General features: G+C 60.5%; 15 protein-coding genes. 14 read left to right on the forward strand and 1 reads right to left on the reverse strand.

Annotated features, from left to right (window positions below; all coding sequences use genetic code 11):
- Nucleotides 1-36: 36 nt before the first annotated feature.
- A complete protein-coding gene (locus tag AC2YB9_RS07025) occupies nucleotides 37-1953 on the reverse strand; it encodes a maltotransferase domain-containing protein (protein ID WP_487268051.1) in 1917 nt (638 codons plus the stop codon).
- 176 nt (nucleotides 1954-2129) lie between these two features.
- Here AC2YB9_RS07025 and AC2YB9_RS07030 point away from each other — a divergent pair, with 176 nt between their 5' ends.
- The 14 genes from AC2YB9_RS07030 to nadA all read left to right on the forward strand — a co-directional run bounded on the left by AC2YB9_RS07030 (nucleotide 2130) and on the right by nadA (nucleotide 22236).
- Nucleotides 2130-2921: an enoyl-CoA hydratase/isomerase family protein gene (locus AC2YB9_RS07030; RefSeq protein WP_487268052.1), complete on the forward strand. Its 792-nt coding sequence runs from the start codon at nucleotides 2130-2132 to the stop codon at nucleotides 2919-2921.
- A 283-nt stretch (nucleotides 2922-3204) separates the two neighbouring features.
- The gene (locus AC2YB9_RS07035) at nucleotides 3205-6129 is read left to right on the forward strand and encodes a hypothetical protein (protein ID WP_487268053.1); all 2925 of its coding nucleotides are present in this window, start codon (nucleotides 3205-3207) and stop codon (nucleotides 6127-6129) included.
- On the forward strand, nucleotides 6074-6808 hold the full coding sequence (locus AC2YB9_RS07040; protein WP_487268054.1) for a hypothetical protein: 735 nt from the start codon (nucleotides 6074-6076) through the stop codon (nucleotides 6806-6808). Before AC2YB9_RS07035 ends, AC2YB9_RS07040 begins: the two co-directional genes overlap by 56 nt.
- A 271-nt stretch (nucleotides 6809-7079) precedes the next feature.
- On the forward strand, nucleotides 7080-7859 hold the full coding sequence (locus AC2YB9_RS07045) for an electron transfer flavoprotein subunit beta/FixA family protein (protein ID WP_487268056.1): 780 nt from the start codon (nucleotides 7080-7082) through the stop codon (nucleotides 7857-7859).
- 13 nt (nucleotides 7860-7872) lie between these two features.
- Nucleotides 7873-8829 (forward strand): electron transfer flavoprotein subunit alpha/FixB family protein, encoded by a 957-nt coding sequence (locus tag AC2YB9_RS07050; RefSeq protein ID WP_487268057.1) that lies wholly within the window; start codon nucleotides 7873-7875, stop codon nucleotides 8827-8829.
- A 213-nt stretch (nucleotides 8830-9042) separates the two neighbouring features.
- Complete coding sequence (locus AC2YB9_RS07055; RefSeq protein WP_487268058.1) at nucleotides 9043-10665, forward strand: peptide ABC transporter substrate-binding protein; 1623 nt, start codon at nucleotides 9043-9045, stop codon at nucleotides 10663-10665.
- Nucleotides 10666-10757: 92 nt separating this feature from the next.
- Entirely contained in the window at nucleotides 10758-11684 is a 927-nt protein-coding gene (locus tag AC2YB9_RS07060; protein ID WP_487268059.1) for an ABC transporter permease, read from the forward strand.
- Complete coding sequence (locus AC2YB9_RS07065) at nucleotides 11677-12651, forward strand: ABC transporter permease (RefSeq protein WP_487268060.1); 975 nt, start codon at nucleotides 11677-11679, stop codon at nucleotides 12649-12651. The genes AC2YB9_RS07060 and AC2YB9_RS07065 overlap by 8 nt, the downstream gene beginning before the upstream one ends.
- Nucleotides 12648-14357: a dipeptide ABC transporter ATP-binding protein gene (locus AC2YB9_RS07070; RefSeq protein ID WP_487268061.1), complete on the forward strand. Its 1710-nt coding sequence runs from the start codon at nucleotides 12648-12650 to the stop codon at nucleotides 14355-14357. The genes AC2YB9_RS07065 and AC2YB9_RS07070 overlap by 4 nt, the downstream gene beginning before the upstream one ends.
- A gap of 139 nt (nucleotides 14358-14496) precedes the next feature.
- Nucleotides 14497-15159 (forward strand): hypothetical protein, encoded by a 663-nt coding sequence (locus tag AC2YB9_RS07075; RefSeq protein ID WP_487268062.1) that lies wholly within the window; start codon nucleotides 14497-14499, stop codon nucleotides 15157-15159.
- Nucleotides 15159-16676 carry a DNA polymerase Y family protein gene (locus AC2YB9_RS07080; RefSeq protein WP_487268063.1) on the forward strand — a complete coding sequence of 506 codons (1518 nt, stop codon included), beginning with the start codon at nucleotides 15159-15161 and terminating at the stop codon, nucleotides 16674-16676. Before AC2YB9_RS07075 ends, AC2YB9_RS07080 begins: the two co-directional genes overlap by 1 nt.
- A gap of 104 nt (nucleotides 16677-16780) precedes the next feature.
- Nucleotides 16781-20182 (forward strand): error-prone DNA polymerase, encoded by a 3402-nt coding sequence (locus tag AC2YB9_RS07085; RefSeq protein ID WP_487268065.1) that lies wholly within the window; start codon nucleotides 16781-16783, stop codon nucleotides 20180-20182.
- Nucleotides 20183-20281: 99 nt separating this feature from the next.
- Nucleotides 20282-20983 carry an NUDIX hydrolase gene (locus tag AC2YB9_RS07090; RefSeq protein WP_487268067.1) on the forward strand — a complete coding sequence of 234 codons (702 nt, stop codon included), beginning with the start codon at nucleotides 20282-20284 and terminating at the stop codon, nucleotides 20981-20983.
- Nucleotides 20980-22236, forward strand: a complete 1257-nt coding sequence (gene nadA / locus AC2YB9_RS07095) for a quinolinate synthase NadA (RefSeq protein WP_487268068.1) — start codon at nucleotides 20980-20982, stop codon at nucleotides 22234-22236. Before AC2YB9_RS07090 ends, nadA begins: the two co-directional genes overlap by 4 nt.
- The last annotated feature ends 9 nt before the right edge of the window (nucleotides 22237-22245 follow it).

The following is a 22245-nucleotide window of genomic DNA, read 5'->3' on the forward strand; positions in this document are numbered from 1 at the left end:
AATCTGGATGATTCACTGGAGGTTTCACTGGATGATTCATTCCCGGCAGGGGGTGACCACGGCGAGGATCCGCGCTGGATGATCGCGGCTGATTGTGACCCGATCGGCGGAGGTTGCTTGGCCTGAAATCTCATCATGAAGGAGATACCGATCGCCAACACGTAGCCCGAGATCGGCGGGGTCGATCGTGAGTTGGACCGTCTTGGTGGCGCTCGGCGCAAGGTCGATCACGATGATCACCGCGTCAGCGCCGGAGCGTTTCGAATAGCACAGTACCGAATTATCATCGGTTCGTTGAATCGTGAGATTGCGTAATTGTTGGAGTGCCGGATGAGACCGACGGACCATATTGAGCCGGGTGATGAATGGCGCGAGGCTGCCGGGCGCTTCCCAGTCGCGCACCTTGATTTCGTATTTCTCTGAGTTCAAATACGCATCGCTGTCGGCGCTCGCTGGCTCGTGCTCAAGAAGTTCGTAACCCGCATACATGCCCCAGGTAGGTGAAGCAGTGGCAGCCAGCATCGCGCGCGAACGGAACAGCGCTTCGTCGCCCGCCTGCAACTGGCGCGGCAAAATATCCGGGCTGTTGACGAACAGGTTCGGGCGTAGGAAGTGACTGGTCTCGTGGGCGAGTTCAACAAGATAGTTGGCGGTCTCATCCTTGCCTTCACACCAGGTAATGTAGGTGTAGCTCTGCTGGAACCCGACCATGGCGAGCGCTTGCAGCATCGCTCGCGCGGTGAATGCGTCGGCAAGAAAGATCACTTCGGGGTAGACCCTGCGGCATGCTGCCATGAGCCGCTCCCACATGCCCAAGGGTTTTGTATGGGCGCTCTCGACACGAAAAATCGTGACATCGTGATCGAGCCAGAACTGCAGCACCCGGAGAATCTCGGTGTACAGCCCCTCGGGGTCGTTGTCGAAGTTAAGTCGATAGATGTCCGTGTAGGTCTCGGGTGAATTCTCCGCACACGCGATGCTGCCATCGACCGAGGTTGTGAACCATTCGGGGTGCGCGCTGACCCACGGATGATCGGGTGCACATTGCAGCGCGAAGTCGAGCGCGATTTCAATGCCGCGCGTCCGCGCGTGGGCAACGAATGCGTCGAAATCGTCGATTGTGCCCAAGCCGGGGTCAATTGCATCGTGGCCACCGTCGGCTGACCCGATCGCCCATGGTGAGCCCGGGTCGCCGGGCTGCGCGGTGGGTGCGTTGTTACGGCCCTTGCGATTGACGGTGCCGATCGGATGAATTGGCGGCAGATAGATCACGTCGAAACCCATGTCCGCGACCGCATCGATGCGCTTGAGCGCAGTCTGCAAGGTGCCGGCGGTTATGGTCCCATCGTGATTGCGCACCGCACCCTCCGAACGCGGAAAGAACTCATACCAAGAGCCGAACAACGCTCGTTCCCGGTCGACGAACAATGGCAACGGTCTGCTGCTGCTCAGATTATTCCGAATCGGTTCGGCCTCAAAATAGCCGGCGACGGACATACCGGCGATCAAACGGACAACTGCGTCGGCCGAACTGTCGGCCAGCGCCGCCACTTCATGGTTGAAGACCGGATCCTCATGGCCGGAGCGCCGAAGTAGCGCGGCGCCCTCGGCAAGTGTCCGGTTGACATCGACACCTGCCTCGACCTTGATCGTCGCATCTCGAACCCAGGTTGCGTAGGGATCGGTCCACGACTCGATGTGGAAGGTCCAGGGCCCCGGATGGGTGGCGGTGACGTCGGCGCTCCAGACGTCATTGCCAATATGATGCATCGGAATCGCCTGATGCGGTGCCCCCTCGGGATCGGTGAGGACGACGGCGGCACCGATAACATCACGGCTCTCGCCAAAGATGCGGGCCTGCACGGGGAAACTCTCGCCAACGGTTGACTTGGCTGGAAAACGCCCGCCTTCGAGCTGCGGGGTCACAGCCAGGATCGGGATGCGGGTGATCATGTCGCCAAACCTAGTGGAGTCGCGCGTGAACGGTTAACCGAATCAACGATATGGAGGCAAACGCTTGGGTGACGGGATTGCATTGCATAACCTGTTCGGTGCGCGCGGAAAAACACGCCCGCATCCTGCACTAGTGTGAACGGCTACCGCGCCAACTGTCCCGCGGAGAAGATTTTATGGAGGTCATGGTGGGAGAATTCGTAAGACTTGAGGTTGCTGACGGCGTCGGCACGATCCATCTCGATCGACCAAAGATGAACGCGCTCAACGCACAGATGCAGAGCGAGCTCGCCGAGGCTGCGACGGAGGCTGATCGCCGCGATGACGTTGCTGCCGTTGTCATTTATGGCGGTGAGCGAGTGTTTGCTGCCGGAGCCGACATCGTTGAGATGGCGGATATGACGATGCCCGACATGGCGCGTCATTCGAATCTGCTCCAAGATTTCACCAAAGCAATTGCGGCCATCAGCAAGCCGACGGTTGCGGCGATTACCGGATTCGCACTGGGTGGTGGCTGCGAGGTCGCTTTGACCGCCGACGTACGGTTTGCCGCCGACAATGCCAAGTTCGGTCAACCCGAGATTCTGCTCGGCATCATCCCCGGTGCTGGTGGGACACAACGGTTGAGCCGATTGGTAGGCCCAGCAAAGGCCAAAGACATTATCTTCACGGGTCGATTCGTTGCTGCTCAAGAGGCACTCGAGATTGGTCTGGTCGACAAGATCTTCCCGGCCGATGAGGTTTACCAGCAGGCGCTCGACTGGGCGAAGCAATTCGTCGGAGCCGCAGGGCTCGCGCTGCGGGCTGCGAAGCAGTCGGTCGATCAGGGGCTGGAAGTCGACCTGCAAGCTGGGCTTGAGATCGAGCGCCTCCAGTTCACCGCGTTGTTCGCCACCGAGGACCAAAAGGCTGGAATGACATCATTTATCGACAACGGTCCGGGCAAAGCAACATTTGTTGGTAAGTGACGCGGCAGTTCATCAGATACTGGTGACGACCGACCTGGTTGAGGCCGCGTGGACTGATACCAGGCTTAGCTAGTCGTTCTGCCTCGTCAGAGAGCGCTCAGACCGACGACGAAAGGTCATCGGCGTCCCCTGGGAACGGTGTCCTGCGGTGAATGAATTGACGTGCCTGCGTGCGTTGGATGCAGACAAGTGCGAACATTGCCGCACTGTGACTGTTCATCCGTCGGATGTACGGCATACTGATATCTGTTGTGATCACAGCTTTGGTGTACGAAAGGGAGTCATGCCCGACTCGGAATCGAATCAGCCGGTTGAGCGCAAGCGCGCCGACCCATTGCAGGTAGCCGCCGACATGTTGGCGCAGGCTGAAAACGATCACATTGCCCAAAAAGTGGTGGAGACACGTTCGCACAAGGCCGAGCCATCGAAGACTGCCACACAAAGATCTGCAGAGGTGCGTGAAAGCGCACTAGGAGTTGCTGCCGCAGCAACCGACTCTGCCCCGCCGGTCACCCCGGCCGTTTCATCGACCCAATTGGAGAACCCCGTGGAGACCTCCTCCGAGAAGAATCCAGCGTCGGCCGAAGGTCATGATTTGTCGCCGCGCGAACGACGCGCCGCCGCACGGGCATCGCGTCAGGTGGCGGCCGACAAGCGCCGGGCTGAAAAGTCTGCTGCCAAGGCATTTGCCGCTGCCAAGCGTCATTCGGTCCGGGGCGACAATTCCGATGACAGCAAGGATTCCAGTGCTGAGGCGGCGCCCGCTGATGGCATGACCTTGGCACAAAAGTTGAGCGCGGCCAAGAGTGAGAGCGCGGCGCAGCCAGCGACGGCAGTTGAGTCCGAATCAACTCAGCCCATGCCAGCTGTTGCCTACACCGAGCCCGCTGATGACTTAACCGCGGATACATTCGTTGAGGTCGGTCCTGCCGAGGTTACCAATCAAGAGCGTCCAGCCACACGTCCGGCCATGATGCAGCAGACCGCGCAGGATGTGGTCGCCGCCGACGACGCTCGTACCGAAAAGTCGGCCAGCGGTCAGAAGGCGGCCCACGAGAGTCAGACCCAGGCCGATCAAGAAGCTGCTGATAAGGCAGAGTCCGACGCCGCACAAAAAGCCGCCGAGGACAAGATCGCCGCGGTCAAGGCCGAGCAGGCGAAGGCCGCGCAGGAAGAAGAACTGGCCGAACAGGCTGCGGCGGAAAAAACTGCCGCCGAGCAGGCCGAGAAGGCCGCGGCAGACCAGGCGGAGAGGAACAAAGCCGCTGAGAAGCAGGCAGAAGAGGACAAGGTGCAGGCCGAGAAGGCCACTGCCGCGCAGGCTGAGAAAGAAAAGGCTACTGCCGACAAAGCTGCTGAGGACCGAGCTGCGGCAGACAAAGCCGTTGAAGACAAAGCTGCTGAAGACCGTGCCGCCGCCGATCAGTCGGCGCGCGACGAAACCGCACACCGAGTCGCGGCTGAGCCAGATGCGTCCGTAGATTCCGAATCCAGTGGTGCTCCGGTGACATCATTTGCCGAGAAGTTGGCCGCGGCAAGCGCCGCTGCACAGCAGCGCGTCGCCGCGGCTCGCGCCGAGGCCGCACGGTTGATGGAGGTGGCAGCCTCTGAACGCGCCGCCGCTACCGCGCAACTTCAGGCGGAGCAGGAGGCTGGCCGCGAGCAGGCCGCTCAACGACTCCGGGCTGCCGAACAGGTTGCCGAAGAGCGCGTGGCCGCTGCCAAGGCCGAAGCCGATCGTGTCACGGCTGAGATTGCCCGCGAACGCGAAGCCGCCGCAGCCAAAATTCTCCAAACACAGCAAGAGGCCGACACGCGTGTCGAGGCGGCCAAAGTAGAGGCCGAGCGTCTCGCTGCCGAACGCATCGAGGAGGCACGGGCGGAGGCTCAACGGGTCGCTGAGGCTGGCGAGAAGCAGGCGAATGAAACGGCCGCACTGCGATTGGCCGAAGCTGAGAAGGCCGCCGAAGACGCATCAACGCGACGCCTTGCTGCGGCCGAGCAGGATGCGCAGCGACGCATTGCACAGGCCCGCGAAGAGGCTGACAAATTGGCCGCGCAAGCCGCCAATGATCGGGAAGCTGCCTTGGCGCAATTGGCACGCGAGCGTGCCGATGCGAATGAACGGGTCAGCGCCGCCAATGCCGAGGCCAAGCGCGTTGCCAAAGACGCTGAGGATGAGCGCAAGAGTTCCGAGCTGCGTGTCGCCGAGGCAGAGAAGAAGGCACAGGAAGATGCCGCAGCTAAACTGGCCGAGGCTGAACGAGTTGCTACCGATCACGTCAATGCGGCAAAGGCGGAGGCCGAGCGCTATGCGCAGGAATCGGCTGCCGAACGGGTAGCGGTTGCGGTTAAATTGGCCGATGCGGAGCGTCTGGCTCAGGACAAGATCGTGGCCGCACAGGCCGAAGCAGAACGTCTGGCTCGAGAGTCTCAGGCTCGTCACGAAGAATCCGCCGCACAGCTTGCGAAGGAACGCGATGAGGCCAATGCCAACGTCGCGGCGGCACAGGCTGAAGCAAAAACGTTGGCCACTGAGGCTGCTGCCGAACGCGCCGAAGCGTCGCGCAAGCTGCAAGATGCCGAACGTCAGGCCGAAGAGCGGGTGCGTGCAGCACAGGCCGAGGCCGAACGCGTCGCCGCTGATGCGGCCAAGACAGCTGAGACCGCACAGCTCGCACGCGAGGATGAGCAGCGCAAACGCAGCGCTGAGCAAGAAACCTCTCGAGCCGAGGCCGAGCGGCGTATCGCAGCGGCCGAAAAGGACGCTCAGGACAAAGTTGTCGCGGCCCAAGTCGAAGCCAAACGGGTGATTGAGCAGGCCGATAAGGATGCCAAACGCCGAATCGACGAAGCCATGACACAAGCTGAACGATTGACGCTTGAGTCGAAGCGTGACGCCAATGACCGACTGACCCAAGCCGTAGCGGCCGCACGTCGGGCTGCCGATGAGAAGCTGCAGGAAGCCGAACGGACGGCGATGGAGTGGGTCGCCGCGGCCGAGGCTGAAGCCGACCGTGTCGCACAGACACAGATCGTGGCGGCGGGTCATCCGCAGCCTGCAGCGCTGGCCGAGCCGGCACCGATCGTCGATGAATTCGTGGATGAGCAGCAACCAGATTCAGCAGCAACTGACAAGCCCGGGGTGGTGAGTGACGAGTCTTGGGCGCTCCTCCCTAAAACCAAAAGAGTCGTCCGGAAAAAGTAATTTCCCCACTGCGGGCGATATTGCCGCTGAGTCCGAGGCGCAGCCCAAGGACGAATCGCCGCTGACAATTGTCGATGACGGTTCTTATCAGATTGACGTCAATGAACCATCGACTGAGACGCCCGCCTTGATGGCCGGGGCGAGCATGGCCGAGGCGAGCACAGTCAAGCTCGTGAAGCCGAAGGACAAGGCACGCGCGCCGAAGCCAACGAAGGCACCGAAGCCGCCGCGCGAGAAGAAGGTGCGTGAACCCAAACCGGTCAAGGAGCCCAAGGCGAAGGCAGAAAAGCAGCCCAAGCCAGCTAAGGCGGAAAAACCAGTTAAGCCGCCCAAGCCTGCGAAGACGCCCAAACCGCCCAGGACACGAACCAGCCGTAGCGCAGTTCGGCTCACCCTGCTGGCTGGAATCATTGGTGCAGCAGGGTTGATTTTGTCGGTCATTCTTGCTGTCGGCGCGTTGTTCATCGCCCTCGATGCGGCTCAGGGTTCGGCATTCTTTGGCCACCTGTCCGATCTGTGTGATGCGCTAGTCGGCCCACTCAAGGATGTGTTCACCTTCTCGGGCAGCAATGCTGGCAAGAAGGAATCCTTGGTCGGTTGGGGGCTTGGATCGATGGGTTATTTGTTGATCGGCCGGTTCATCCAGTCGGTCCTGCAGAGCAAGGTCCCGGAGAACTAAAGCATCGCGAGTTACTCACCGGTCATGCCAGCTGGCTGCGCGACATTGCTAGGCGACGAGGTTTTGCGCTCAAAATTGAGTATTCTGAATTGGTGTGACGTATTCCATGGACCCCATACCTCGCAGTGACTAAAACCAGTCGGTAACATGCATTATGCAGGGTTAGTGACAATTTCACTGTCATGATCCCCGAATGCATATCTGACCAACAGATTGCCGCGGCGCCACCCGGTGTCGTGACCCGTCGATGCACAGGAGTTGCCCCAGGGCTATGAATATCGTCGTCTGTGTGAAATACGTGCCCGATGCTACGGCTGACCGCACCTTCAATTCTTCCGACAACACCGTCGACCGCGTTGGCGTCGATGGCTTGCTATCCGAACTCGATGAGTATGCGGTTGAGCAGGCAATGCAGATTGTCGAGGCAGGGGAGGGCGAAGTCACTGTGTTGACCGTCGGTCCTGACCAAGCCTCCGATGCGATCCGCAAGGCGCTGCAGATGGGTGCTCACAAGGGCGTCCACGTCGCTGATGATGCGATCCACGGCTCAGATGCCGCGGCAACATCGCTGCTGCTGGCCGAAGCGCTCAAGAAGCTTGACTACGACTTGATCGTGTTCGGTATGGCTTCCACCGATGGTGGCCTGGGCGTCGTCCCGACCATGGTCGCGGAGCGGCTTGGGTTGCCTGCCATCACGTACGCCTCAGAAGTCACCGCCAATGGTTCGTCGTTGACGATCCGTCGCGATGAGGACAGTGCAACGCAGATGATCGAAGCTACCGGCCCGCTCGTGCTGAGCGTGACCGACCGCACCGGTGAAGCGCGTTACCCGTCGTTTAAGGGGATCATGGCCGCCAAGAAGAAGGAAGTGACCGAGTGGTCGCTTTCGGATCTCGGCGTCGATGCCGCTCAGGTCGGCCTAGATGCAGCTTGGACCAAGGTGGCCTCGTTCACCCCGCGTCCGGCTCGTACGGCCGGCGTTATCGTGACCGATGAGGGTGATGGCGGCGTCAAGCTCGTCGAATATCTCGCATCGCAGAAGTTCGTGTGAGTAGGAGCCCACAATGAGTGAAGTACTTGTTCTCGTCGATCACCTCGACGGCAATGTCACCAAGCCGACGCTCGAACTATTGACGATTGCGCGCCGTTTCGGCGAGCCTTCGGCAGTGTTCTTCGGCACCCAGATCGATGCGGCAAAGGACTCGCTGGCGGAGTACGGTGCGGCAAAGATCTACCAGCTCGACGATGCCGCATTCAGCGACTACCTCGTCGCGCCGAAGGCCGAAGCACTTGCACAGTTGGTCAGTGAGAAATCTCCGGCTCTGGTGCTTGTGCCGTCCACGTCAGAAGGCAAGGAGATCGCCGGTCGTCTGTCGATCAAGACCGAATCAGGTCTGATCATCGACGCCGTCGACGTGCAACCCGGCGATGGTGGCGTCGAAACCACACAGTCCGTGTTCGCTGGCAACTTCAAGGTTCAGGCCACCGTTGCGAAGGGCACGCCGATCGTTGCGGTCAAGCCCAACTCGGCGGCACCTGAAGCTGCTGCAGCTGCCGGTGCGGTCGAAGCTGTGACTGTGTCGCTGTCCGATGTCGCCACCTCGGCGAAGATCACCGAAACCAATCCAAAAGCTGCGTCGGGTCGACCCGAACTGACCGAGGCGGCAATTGTCGTGTCGGGCGGTCGCGGAACGAGCGGCGACTTCAGTGAGGTTGAGGCATTTGCCGATTCGCTCGGTGCCGCAGTCGGCGCATCGCGTGCGGCAGTTGACTCAGGTTGGTACCCGCATTCTTTCCAGGTCGGTCAGACTGGCAAGACGGTATCCCCACAGTTGTATGTCGCAAACGGTATTTCCGGCGCGATCCAGCACCGGGCCGGCATGCAAACCTCCAAGACGATCATTGCGGTGAACAAAGACGAAGAAGCACCTATCTTCGAACTTGTTGATTTCGGCGTCGTTGGCGATCTGCGGGTCGTGCTTCCGCAGGCAACCGAAGAAGTTATCAAGCGCAAGGGCTGACCAGTCCGCGTGAAATCCCCCCGACCACATTGCTGGTCGGGGGGATTTTCGGTTCTGGTTCGATCGGACTATTGACGAATCTGCTCGCGGCGGGTCGGGATTTGGTTCCAGTTGCATTACAGCGGCGTTTTGGACTGTTACCGAAGTCACTTCAAGTGGTACCAATATGTGGACGCGTATTTGCGCGCCTTTCATAATTCACAGGAGGAATCCATGCGACTCTCTCGGCGTACACGCCTGGCGGGCGTGGCATTGCTGGCGGTTGGCGGCATGACCCTGGCCGCGTGCGGTGGCAATAGTGAGAAGGCCGGCGGCAGCAGCTCCGACGCCGTCATCACTTCGTACAGCGTTCAGCCCCAGAACCCATTGATCCCAACCGACACCAATGAGGTTGGTGGCGGCAACATCGTCGACCTCATCTTTGCCGGACTCATCTCCTACAAGGTTGATGGTTCGAGCACGAATGAAGTTGCCGAATCGATCAAGTCGCCCGATAACAAGGTCTGGACGGTCAAGATCAAGCCGGGCTGGAAGTTCTCTGACGGTTCCGCCGTAACGGCCAGTTCGTTCGTCGATGCGTGGAATTATGGCGCTGATGCCACCAACAAGCAGCTGTCGAGCTACTTCTTCTACCCGATTGCGGGCACTGACGACAACGGCAACATGGCCAAGGGTGCCAAGACGTTGTCTGGACTCAAGGTCGTCGATGATTCGACATTCACGATCACGCTCAAGCAGGGCGAGTCGGACTTCCCGTCGCGGCTGGGCTACTCGGCCTACTTCCCGCTGCCTAAGTCGGCATTTGACGACATGAAGGCATTCGGCAAGAACCCGATCGGCAACGGTCCGTATGACTTTAAGTCGCTCAAGACCAATGTTGAGGCCGTGCTCGCGCCGAGCAAGACCTATAAGGGTGTCCGTCCGGCCAAGAACGGCGGCGTGACGCTGAAGTTCTACACCAGTCCCGATGCTGCGTTCTCCGAGGTGCTGGCTGGCAACCTCGATGTTCTTGATCAGGTTCCGCCGAGTGCGCTGACGACATACCAGAAGGAAAAGTCGATTCAGGCGTTCAGCGAGCCGGGTTCGCCCAACTCGACGATCACCATCCCTGAATCGTTGCCTGGCTTTGCCAAGGGCGAAGAAGGCGATCTGCGTCGTGCGGCCATCTCCAAGGCGATCAACCGTGAACAGATCTGCGACAAGATCTTCAACGGTGCGCGAGTTCCTTCGACCGACTTCAGCTCACCGCTGATGCCGGGCTTCACCAAGGACATCGCGGGCGCGGATGTGCTCAAGTTCGATGCCGCCGCTGCGAAGGATCTGTGGACGAAGGCCAACGCAATCAAGCCGTTCACCGGTAAGTTTGCCATCGCCTACAACGGTGATGGTGCCGGCAACAAGGAATGGATCGAAGCGGTCGTCAACCAGCTCAAGAACAATTTGGGCATCGACGCCGCGCCGAAGGCATTCCCGACCTTCGCCGGGCTTCGCACGAAGGTCACCGATCGCACGATCGGCACGGCCTTCCGTACCGGTTGGCAGCCCGACTACCCGTCGATTGCCAACTACCTCGGCCCGATCTTCCAGACCGGTGCTGGCTCGAACGACGGCGATTACAGCAATAAGGCGTTCGATGCTTTGTTGAACAAGGCAGCCGCAGCCCAGAACGATACCGATCGCTACAAGGATCTCGCCGACGCGCAGGCCATCCTGTTCAAGGACCTGCCGGCGATCCCGCTGTGGAACCAGAGCATCTCCGCAGCAGCAGCCAAGGGTGTCGACAATGTGGTTTTCAACTGGCAGAACAAGCCAGAACTTGAGAACATCACTAAGTAGTTACCGAGTTCCGTGACTAGAGTGGGGCGGGAGCCTTTGGGCCTCCGCCCCACTTAGTCTGGGACGACATTCCGACGAGAGGCACATGATTCATGCGCTGGTATATCGGTCGGCGGGTGTTGCAGACAATCCCTGTGCTGCTCGGCTCGACCCTCCTCATCTACGTCATGGTCTTCCTCCTACCCGGGGATCCGATCAAGGCTCTTTTCGGCGACAAACCCATTTCGCCGGCCGTCGTGGCAAATCTGCGGCAGGAATACCACCTAGATGATCCGTTCTTGATTCAGTGGCTCAAATATCTCGGCGGCGCCTTGCATGGTGACTTCGGCACGGCCTACTCCGGTCAGCCGGTTTCGGAACTGATTGGCGCTGCCTTCCCTGTCACCCTCAAACTTTCGGTCATGGCATTGGCGATCGAATCGGTGCTCGGTATCGGCGCAGGCTTCTACGCGGGTCTTCGCCGCGGCAAGATTTTCGACTCCACAATGCTGATCGCCTCATTGCTCGTGATCGCCATCCCGATCTTTGTCCTCGGCCTGCTGATGCAGTTGATCTTTGGACTAAAACTTCACTGGGCAGCGATCACCGTCGGCGGTGACACTTCGTTCCGCAACCTGCTCTTGCCAGCAATTGTCTTGGGACTGGTTTCCTTTGCCTACATTTTGCGGCTGACTCGAACCTCAGTCGTCGAGAACCTCACCGCTGACCATGTCCGCACCGCCCGTGCCAAGGGACTCTCCGAAGGCACCGTCAATACTCGTCACGTGCTGCGTAACTCGTTGATTCCGGTGGTGACCTTCCTCGGCGCCGATCTCGGTGGCCTGATGGCGGGCGCAATCGTGACCGAAGGCATCTTCAACATCCCCGGCATCGGCAACCTGGCCTACAAGGCAGTCCTTCAGGGCGAGGGGCCCACCGTTGTGTCGGTCGTGACCCTCATGGTGTTTGTGTATGTGGTCATGAGTCTGATTGTTGATCTTTTGTACGCGTGGCTCGACCCGAGGATTCGATATGCCTGAGATTCTCCGTCCCGGTCAGGAGCGATTCGTCGCACCGATCGAAGCAACTCCACTCGAAGAGACCGGAGTGGTCGACACATCGACTCCGCCGGCAAGCCAGTGGAAAGAAGCTTGGAAACTATTGCGTCGCAATTGGCTGTTTTGGGTCTCGGCAGTCATGATCCTGCTCGTTGCGGCCGTGGTCATTGCTCCCGGCCTGTTCACCAGCCTAGATCCAACCAAGCCCGACCTCTCCCGGAGTCTCGATGGCTCCAGCAAGGGCCATATCGCCGGTTTCGACAAGCAGGGTTATGACGTCTTCGCGCGCACGATCCATGGTGCTCGCGCCTCGGTCTTGGTCGGTACGCTCAGTACGCTCGCGATCACCGCCGTTGGTCTGGCGACCGGTGCCGTTGCGGGGTTCTACGGCGGCTGGGTCGACTCGATCTTCTCCCGTTTCGCGGATATGTTCTATGCGATCCCGTTGTTGTTGGGTGCGATCGTCGGCTTGTCGGTGGTCAACAACTTCTGGCCGGATCGTGGATTCTTCGGATCGATTCTCGCGGTCGTGATCGCGCTGGGTGTCTTCGGCTGGCCTCAAATCACCCGTATTTCGCGCGCCGCGGTGCTGGAGGTCAAACATCTCGAGTTCATCGATGCCGCGCGTGCAATCGGTGCTACTAAGCGAAGCAATCTTCTTCGCCATGTCATTCCGAACTCGCTCGCGCCGGTCATCGTCATTGCGACGGTTTCACTCGGCATTCTGATCGTTGCCGAGGCGACGCTGTCCTTCCTGGGCATCGGCCTTCCGTTCGGTGTTGTCTCCTGGGGCAACGACATTGCTGCCGCCCAGGTGCAGGTGCGTTCCGGTCAGCGCATGGGTGTCATGTATTGGCCAGCCGGCGCGCTGGCATTCACCGCGCTCGGATTCATCCTGATGGGTGATGCCGTGAGTGACGCGCTCAATCCGCAAAGGAGGGGCGAATGAGCTCCGGACCCGTGCTCGAGATCCGCAATCTTCAGGTCGCGTTCGCGGCTGGCAAGAAATTGATCCCCGCTGTGCGTGGTGCGAGCCTGATGGTGTATCCAGGTCAGACGGTGGCGATTGTGGGCGAGTCGGGATCGGGCAAGTCCACGACGGCCCATGCGGTTATCGGTCTGTTGCCGGGCACCGGTCGGGTGACCGGCGGTGAGATCTTGTTCGAGGGCAAGGACATCGCTCAGGCCCGCAAGAAGGACATCCGCGCACTTCGTGGATCATCGATCGGTCTGGTCCCGCAGGACCCCATGACCAACCTCAACCCGTTGTGGCGAGTAGGTGCCCAGATCAAAGAGGCCTTGGTCGCCAATAATGTGGCCAAGGGCAAAGCCGCGGACAAGCGGGTAGTGGAGTTGCTTGAAGAAGCAGGCCTTCCCGACGCCAAACGACGGGCACGTCAGTATCCGCACGAGTTCTCCGGCGGTATGCGTCAGCGGGCACTCATCGCGATGGGTCTGGCTGCGCGGCCTAAATTGTTGATTGCCGATGAGCCGACGTCTGCCTTGGACGTGACGGTGCAGAAGCAGATTCTTGACCATCTTGACTCGTTGACAAAAGAACTGGGCGTTGCCGTCTTGCTCATCACCCACGATTTGGGCCTCGCCGCCGAACGCGCCGATCATCTTGTCGTGATGTACAAGGGGCAAGTCGTCGAATCGGGCCCGGCTCTGGATATCTTGCAGGATCCGCAGCATCCCTACTCCAAACGGCTGGTCATGTCGGCACCGTCGCTTGCCTCGCGTCGATTGTCGTCGGAGCGGGCTCGTGTGGAGGTTCGCGAACAGGCGACCGAGGTGGCTGAAGAGATGGCTACCAAAGTCGCCGCAGACAGCGATGCGGTCGGCAAGGGTCATGACACGATCATCGAGGCCAAGCATTTGGTCAAGGAGTTCAAACTTCCCGGTGGCCCGCCGGGAGTGTCCAAGACATTTCTCGCGGTCGATGATGTGTCGTTCTCGCTCGCGCGGGGCACCACGACAGCAATCGTGGGGGAGTCCGGTTCGGGCAAGTCAACTGTCGCGCAGATGATCCTGGGGCTGCTCGATCAGACCTCGGGCACCGTGGAGTTCGACGGAGTCGACATGGCGGCGCTGCGCTCTAGGTCGCAACAATTGGCCTTGCGGCGCCAGATGCAGCCGGTGTTCCAGAATCCGTATGCGTCCCTCGATCCGATGTACTCGATTTATCGTTCGATCGAGGAGCCGCTGCGCACTCACAAGATCGGCAACGACAAGGAGCGCGAGGCCCGGATCCGGGACCTGCTCAACAAGGTTTCGTTACCGGGTTCGGTCATGCGCCGCTATCCCAATGAGCTCTCCGGTGGGCAGCGGCAGCGCGTGGCGATTGCCCGCGCCTTGGCGCTCAAGCCGGAGGTCATGATCCTTGACGAGGCGGTGTCCGCGCTCGATGTTCTAGTGCAGGCGCAGATTCTCAACCTGCTCAATGATCTGCAGGCCGAGCTGGGATTGAGTTATCTGTTCATCACTCATGACCTCGCGGTCGTACGGCAGATAGCCGATAATGTGCTCGTGATGCAGGATGGCCGGGTCGTGGAGACCGCATCGGTGACTGAAGTGTTCGATTCACCGCGTGAGGAATACACCAAGCGGCTGCTCAACGCGATCCCGGGCGCAACCATCGAGCTCAGCAGCTAACTGTCCCCAAGATTCGGCCGATTTCATCCATTTTCCGACGGATCTCTTTCGGATTCTGGGATTAAATCGGCCAAATCTCTGTTCCGGGCGGGCTTCATGCCGTCTTGACTTAATCGAACAGGTGTTCGATCATTAGTTGGTGACGGTTTCGGCATTTTCCTCCTCCTCGGCGACGCTTCGAGAGTTGCAGGATCGGGTCGACCGGATGCAAGAACGACCAGCTTCGCAACCCCTCCCGACCCATCCAGCCTTCACCGATCTTCTGGATCTTCGGACCGGTTCGAGCTATGGCGTGGACAGCGCGAGCCTGGCCATGGCGCTCATGGCCGGCCCCTCGGGCGATGGCGCCTGGTGCGGAGTAGTCGGTTCAATCGAGTTCGGCATCGAGGCTGCCGCCGCGGCTGGTATCGAGTTGAGCCGTACGATCTTGGTGCCCGAGCCGGCCGACCAGTGGCTCGACGTGACGTCGGCACTCATCGATGTGCTCACCGTCGTCGTGGTCAAGCCGCCGGCATCGGTGTCGGAGCGCGACGCCGCCCGCATCAGTGCTCGACTTCGCCGCCGCGGAGCGGTGTTGATCGCCTGGGGCGACTGGCCACGGTGTGACGCTCGATTGACGATGAGCAAAGCCGAATGGGTGGGGTTGGGCCGCGGACATGGTCACCTGACCGCCCGACGAGCCACGGTGTCGGTGCGTCGAGGCGCCGCCCCAGCCAGAAGCCGGCAGTTGTGGCTGCCCGCCGCCGATCGGACGATCCGTCGTGTTGAAACCCCGTCGGTGCCAGTTCGGCGGGTTGGCTGATGGCCCGCACCATGATCATCTGGTGCCCCGATTGGCCGGTCATCGTCGCTACCGCGGATTCACCCGCCAGCGGACCTGCCGCGGTGTTCGACAAGGGGCGAGTGCTGGCGTGTTCATTGTCGGCGCGGGCCGACGGCGTACGCCGAGGCATGCGCCGCCGTGATGCCCAGTCTCGATGCCCCGATCTGCAGATTTTCGACCACAATGTCGATGCCGACGCGCGTGCTTTTGAGACAATTCTTGCTGCGATTGAAGCGCTGAGTCCCGGAGTTTCTCCGCTGCGTCCTGGACTGTGCGCACTGCGTGCGCCGAGCCGCTATTACGGTGGCGAGGCTGCGGCAGCTGCGGTGATCGCCGAACGTTTGGTCGGCCTTGGTGTGTGGGATTGCCGCATCGGCATCGCCGACGGACTGTTCGCTGCCGAGCAGGCAGCCCGGCGAGCAGTCACTCAAGACTGCCTGATCGTGGCGCCCGGTGGATCGCCCGATTTTCTGAGCGGACTCCCCGTCGAGATCCTCGATGATGCCGAAATGGTCAGTTTGCTGCGGCGGATGGGAATTCGGACGGTCGGTGCTTTTGCTGGCCTGGCCGGACGCGATGTTCATACCCGATTCGGCCCACACGGGGCACTGTTGCACCGGCTGGCGCGGGGGCAGGAATCGCAATCGTTCGCGCGCCGCAAACCGCCGCCAGATTTCGAGCGCACGCTGCTGCTCGAGCCGCCACTCGAACTCGTCGACCCGATCGCATTCAGTATGCGAACCACCGCTGAGCGATTCGTGGCCGATCTCGCCGATCAGGGGCTGGTCTGCACAACCGTACGCATCGATGTCGACTCCGACGGCGCGCTGGCCAACAGTCGCCGCTGGCTGCATCCGCGTTGGTTCGGTGCCACCGATCTGATTGACCGGATTCGTTGGCAGTTGTCCGCCGATGGTGGGGAGGCCGTACGAGCCCCGGTAGATTGCCTGCGGCTCGTCCCCGAAGTTGTCGAACCACTTGGAGATCATGCCGACAGTTTGTTCGGTGGTGGCCCTGATGAGCAGGTGGATCGGGGATTGGCGCGCGTACAGAGCATGGTTGGCCATGAAGCCGTGGTCTCGGTGGCTGTGCAGGGTGGCCGGAGCCCGGCCGATCGACAACTCATGGTCCCGTGGGGTGAACGTGCAATCGGTGCGCGCCGGACGGGATTGCCGTGGCCTGGCAGCATGCCGCCACCTGCCCCCGCGACGGTGTTTAGTCAGCCACAAGAAGCGCTCGTGGTCGGTGCCGAAGGCATGCCGATCGGGGTGAGTGGCCGCGGCATGATCAGCGGTGAGCCGGCGCGCTTTCGTGCTGGTGATGGCCAATTGCAGCCGGTGGCTTCGTGGGCTGGGCCGTGGCCGATCGAGGAATTGTGGTGGGACGAGGTAGGGACCCGACGGATTGCCCGATTCCAAGTCGTCGGCGTTGACGGCAGCGCCTGGCTGATGATCGTCGAGAACGGTCGCTGGTGGACAGAGGCTAAATATGATTAGTCAACTCATCGCGAGTGGCGCAAATTCGGGGAGTTCGGGGCCGAAAAACCCCGAACTTGCGCCACTCGCGGTCAAACGTGCGCCACTCGGCGGGGGGGTGAGCCGTGGGGTGGAATAACCCGCCGACATCTTGGCGTGAACACGAGCGGCTGCTCTCGGGTCGACCGGTGCCTGAGGACGGTGACGGGCCGGGCCATTCCCGTAAGCGCAAGAAGTCCGAGCGGGATGAACAGCTCAGACGTCCTGACGGCCCGGTTGTGCCCTATGCCGAGTTGCACTGTCACAGCAATTTCAGTTTTCTCGATGGAACTAGTGGTCCAGATGCTCTCGTCCAAGAAGCGATCGTGCAGGGATTGCAGGGGCTGGCGCTCACCGATCACGACGGTTTCTATGGGGCACCACGATTCGCGGAGGAAGCCCAGCTCTACTCACATCTCGGGCTCAAAACGATTTATGGTGCTGAGCTTTCCTTGGGATTGAGCGGCCCACAAAATGGCACCGCCGACCCTGAAGGCAATCACCTATTGGTGCTGGCCCGCGGCGTCGAGGGTTATCACCGCCTTGCTGCGGCCATCACCGATGCCCAGCTGCGTGGCGATGAAAAAGGTAGGCCCGTCTACGACCTCGAGGAGCTTGCCGAACGCGGCCGCGATCATTGGCTGATTCTCACTGGCTGCCGCAAGGGACACGTACGCAGTGCGCTCGCCACCGACGGGAAAGCCGCGGCCGCTGCTCAGTTGGACCGATTGACCGCACTGTTCGGGATGGACAACGTCGCAGTTGAGCTGATCGATCATGGTTTCCCAACTGACAGTGCGATCAACGATCACCTCGCAGAACTCGCCGTTGACCATGAACTGCCAACAGTGGCGACCAACAATGTGCATTATGTGCGGCCCGAGCGGCGACAACTTGCCGCGGTGATGGCGGCCGTACGTGCCCGGCGTGGCCTTGCGGAGATGGACGGCTGGTTGCCGGCGACAGGATCTGCCCACATGCGTTCCGGCCAGGAGATGCAGAGAATTTTCTGGCGCTATCCGGGATCTGTCGCCCGGACTGTCACCTATGCCGATGAGCTGGCTTTTGATCTGCAGGCCGCCAAACCCAGACTCCCCGTGAATGCTCCACCTGGCTACACGCCCATGGAATGGCTACGAAAACTTGCCGAAGACGGCATTCAGGATCGCTACCGTAACAATCAGGACGAAGCTCGTAGCCGCATTGAACACGAACTGGCAGTGATCGAAGAAAAGGATTTTCCGGGCTATTTTTTAATCGTTCACGACATCGTTCGGGAAGCGCGGCGGCGAGGAATTTTGTGTCAGGGCCGAGGTTCTGCGGCCAATTCGGCGCTTTGTTATGCCCTCAAAATCACGGCAATTGACTCGATCTACTACAACCTTCCCTTCGCCCGTTTTCTCGCTACCACGCGGGAGGAAGAGCCCGATATCGACGTCGATTTCGATTCCGATCGCCGCGAGGAGGTCATCCAATGGGTCTACGACAACTATGGCCGTCACAATGCGGCGCAGGTTGCCAATGTCATCAGTTATCGGCCCCGCTCGGCCGTACGGGATGCGGCCAAGGCGCTCGGCTATTCGACCGGCCAGCAGGATGTCTGGTCGAAGGAAATCGACCGTTGGGGAGCGGAGAGCTTGGCCGATCAGGACATACCGCCCCAGGTAATCAAGATTGCGGGGGAGTTGATGAAGGCGCCGCGTCATCTGGGCATTCACTCCGGCGGCATGATTCTGACCGAACGGCCCATCGGGGAGGTTTGCCCGATCGAGCGCGGCCGGATGGACAACCGTACGGTCTTGCAATGGGACAAGGATGCCTGTGAATGGATGGGGCTGGTCAAATTCGATCTGCTCGGCCTCGGGATGCTGGGTGCCCTCGACCATACGTTTCAGATTGTCGCCGGGCAGCTGGGTGAGCAATGGGATCTTGACCTGATCCCCAAGGAAGAGCCAGCGGTCTACGACATGCTGTGTCGTGCCGATTCGGTCGGGGTGTTCCAGGTGGAGAGCCGTGCCCAGATCGGCACATTGCCAAGACTTCAGCCGCGCGAATTCTATGATCTCGCGATCGAGATCGCCTTGATCCGGCCCGGGCCGATCCAAGGCGGCGCGGTGCACCCCTACATCCGCCGGGCCACCGGCGTGGAAGCGGTGACGTATGCGCATGAAGCGCTCGAACCAATCCTGAAACGTACCCTGGGCGTCCCGCTCTTTCAGGAGCAACTCATGCAGATGGCGGTCGAGCTTGGCGGCTGCAGCGATGATGACGCTGATCTGTTGCGTCGCGCGATGGGATCGAAGCGCGGGGTCGAACGTATCGAGTCACTCAAAGATCAGCTTTTCGCGGGCATGGCCGCACGCGGGATCGACGATGCTGAGGCCATGGCGATCTATCTCAAGATCGAATCCTTCGCCAATTTCGGTTTCGCTGAGAGCCATGCGCTCAGCTTCGCGCTGTTGGTCTATGCGAGTTCTTGGCTCAAGCTGCACTATCCAGCGGCATTCCTTGCCGCCTTGTTACGCAATCAGCCGATGGGTTTCTATTCGCCGCAATCGCTCACCGCAGATGCCCGGCGGCACGGGGTGAAAATCTTGCGGCCGGACATTCTGCTTTCGCAGGCTCAGTCCGATCTCGAAATGCTGGACGAGGGCGGCAGCACCGGTACCGATGCGTGCCTCGTGACGGTGAAGAGTCAGGGGAAGCCCCCGAGGTTTATCCCCGGTACCCCCGATCCGACACCGCAGCACCGCCGCGACGCTAACTTCGCCGTACGCCTTGGCCTGGACGAGGTGCAGGGCATCGGTAAGGCCGTCGCAATGCGGATCGTTGCCGAGCGCGAGCGGCAGCCATACAAGGACATGACCGATGTCTCCCGTCGCACCGGACTCTCGGTCACTCAGATGGAGTCGCTGGCCACCGCAGGTGCCTTCGATGCGTTTGGGCTGACGCGGCGGCAGGCGTTGTGGAATGCCGGTTATGTCGAGTCGCTCGATCAGTTCGAAGGCACTGCAGTCGAATCGCCGCCCCCAATGCTGCCGGGGATGAGCGCGGTCGAGACGACCCTTGCCGATCTGTGGTCCACCCGAATCTCGCCCGAAACTCACCCGATCGAACACCTGCGAGAACTCCTACGGAGCGAAGCGATCCTTTCGGTCGCGGAAGCCGGTGAATTCGAGGCCGGCCGGCGGGTCCGAGTCGCTGGCCTCGTCACGCACCGGCAGCGGCCGTCAACTGCCGGGGGAGTTACCTTCCTCAATATCGAGGATGAAACCGGCATGCTCAATGTCGTGTGCTCCACCGGAGTGTGGGATCGCTATCGTCGGGTGGGTCGCAATGCTGCTGGTCTGATCATCCGCGGCATGCTTGAACGCGGCAAAGAAGGCGTCACCAACCTCGTCGCCGAAAAGCTCGAATATATTGAGAGCGTTTATCCCCAGACCGCTGGTGCGATTCCGCTGCGGCATCGCTCTCGCGACTTCCAGTGATGGCCGACTAAATAACAAAATTTGAGAATTTTGTTACTTAGGGTTGATCTGACCCTAAGCAGGGGTTAGAGTCGAGTCAACCCTAAGGTAGGAGGCGTCATGCCGACTCAGATCGAGACCGAAGTGTCGCTAGCCGTATCCACGGTGATTTTCGCGCTGCGCCCCGATCCTGCCAGCGCTTTGATGACCCTCTGGTTGCCGCTTGTGCGGCGCATCCGCGAGCCATATGAGGGCCGCTGGGCGCTACCCGGGGGACCCCTGATCGCAGGTGAGGAGCTTGCCGAATCGGCCAATCATACGCTGCAGGACACGACCGGCCTGGCCCCCAAATATCTCGAACAGCTCTATGCCTTCGGCGCGATCGATCGCTCACCGGATCGAGTCGTCTCAATCGTCTACTGGGCACTTGTCCAGCCGGGGGAGGCCTCGCGTACGAATGAGGATGAGAACATTCGCTGGTTTCCTGCCGACGCATTGCCCGAGTTGGCCTTTGATCACAACACGATTGTCGACTATGCGCTGTGGCGGCTGCGCAACAAAATGGAATACAGCCGGATCGCGCACGCGTTTCTTGGTGAGACTTTCACTCTTACCGAACTGCGCGAGGTCTACGAGGCCGTGCTGCGCAAACCGCTCGATCCGGCCAATTTTCGCCGCCAAATCCTCACTGCCAAGACGATCGAGGCAACCGGCCACCGCGTGACCGGCACCAGCCACCGCCCGCCTCGGCTTTATCGCTACAACAACACCAATCAACTGGCCGATCAAGGCCCGCTCATCCGCAATCAGGAGCACCGATGACATCAATCGACGAACGCGTCGCCGCCGAGCCCGCCGCGACCTGCAACCCCCGTCTGGTCGAAGCGCCATGGGAGTTCGATGACATGCCGGGTTATGGACCGGGATCATCGCAGGATGATGTGATCCCCGATCCGATCATTCGACATGGCCAGCTGCCGGTCGAATATCAAAAAGCGGCGCCGGAAGACTTACATGCCCGCATTCTTGCGGCCAAGGCAAAGCTTGGCGACAAACTCCTCATCCTCAGCCACTACTACCAACGCGACGAAATTGTGCAGTATGCCGACTTCCTCGGCGACTCCTTTCAGCTCGCAAATGCCGCACTAACCCGGCCGGACGCCGAAACAATTGTCTTCTGCGGTGTGCATTTCATGGCCGAAACCGCTGACATTCTCACTACGGCCGACCAGTCTGTGATCCTTCCCAACCTGGCCGCTGGCTGCTCAATGGCCGACATGGCTGATGAGGAGTCAGTTGAGGCCTGTTGGGAGGAGCTGTCCGAGCTCTACGGCACCGCACCCGATGCGAACGGCAAACAGCCGGTCATTCCGGTGACTTACATGAATTCCTCGGCTGCACTCAAAGCATTCTGTGGTCGTAACGGTGGCATCGTATGCACGTCTTCCAACGCAGCGACCGTGCTGGAATGGGCCTTCGAGCGCGGTCAGCGGGTGTTGTTCTTCCCCGATCAACACCTCGGCCGAAACACCGCCAAGGCAATGGGTATCCCGGTCGAGCAGATGCCGATGTGGAACTCAAACAAGCCACTCGGCGGCAACACCGAGACCGAACTTCAAGCCGCCAAGGTGATTCTGTGGCATGGCTTCTGCTCGGTGCACAAACGCTTCACTGTTGCCCAGATCGAGAAGGCGCGCGTCGACTACCCGGGCATAAGCGTGGTTGTCCACCCCGAATGCCCCGCACCCGTGGTTGATGCGGCCGATGAATCTGGTTCGACGGCATACATCCTCAAAGCGGTCGAAGAGGCTGAGCCCGGCGCAGTTCTCGCGATTGGCACCGAAATCAATATGGTCAATCGGCTCCAAGCGGAGCACCCCGACAAAACGGTTTTCTGCCTCGACCCGGTGGTCTGCCCGTGCTCGACGATGTACCGCATCCATCCGGGCTATCTCGCCTGGACGCTCGAGGGGCTCGTTGAGGGCACGGTGCTCAACCAGATTACGGTCGAGCCGGAGATCGCCCAAGACGCCAAGATCGCGCTCGAGCGCATGCTCGCAGCCAAGCCGAAGTAAGGAACGATC

The organism is Aeromicrobium changchenzhani, from assembly GCF_057586615.1.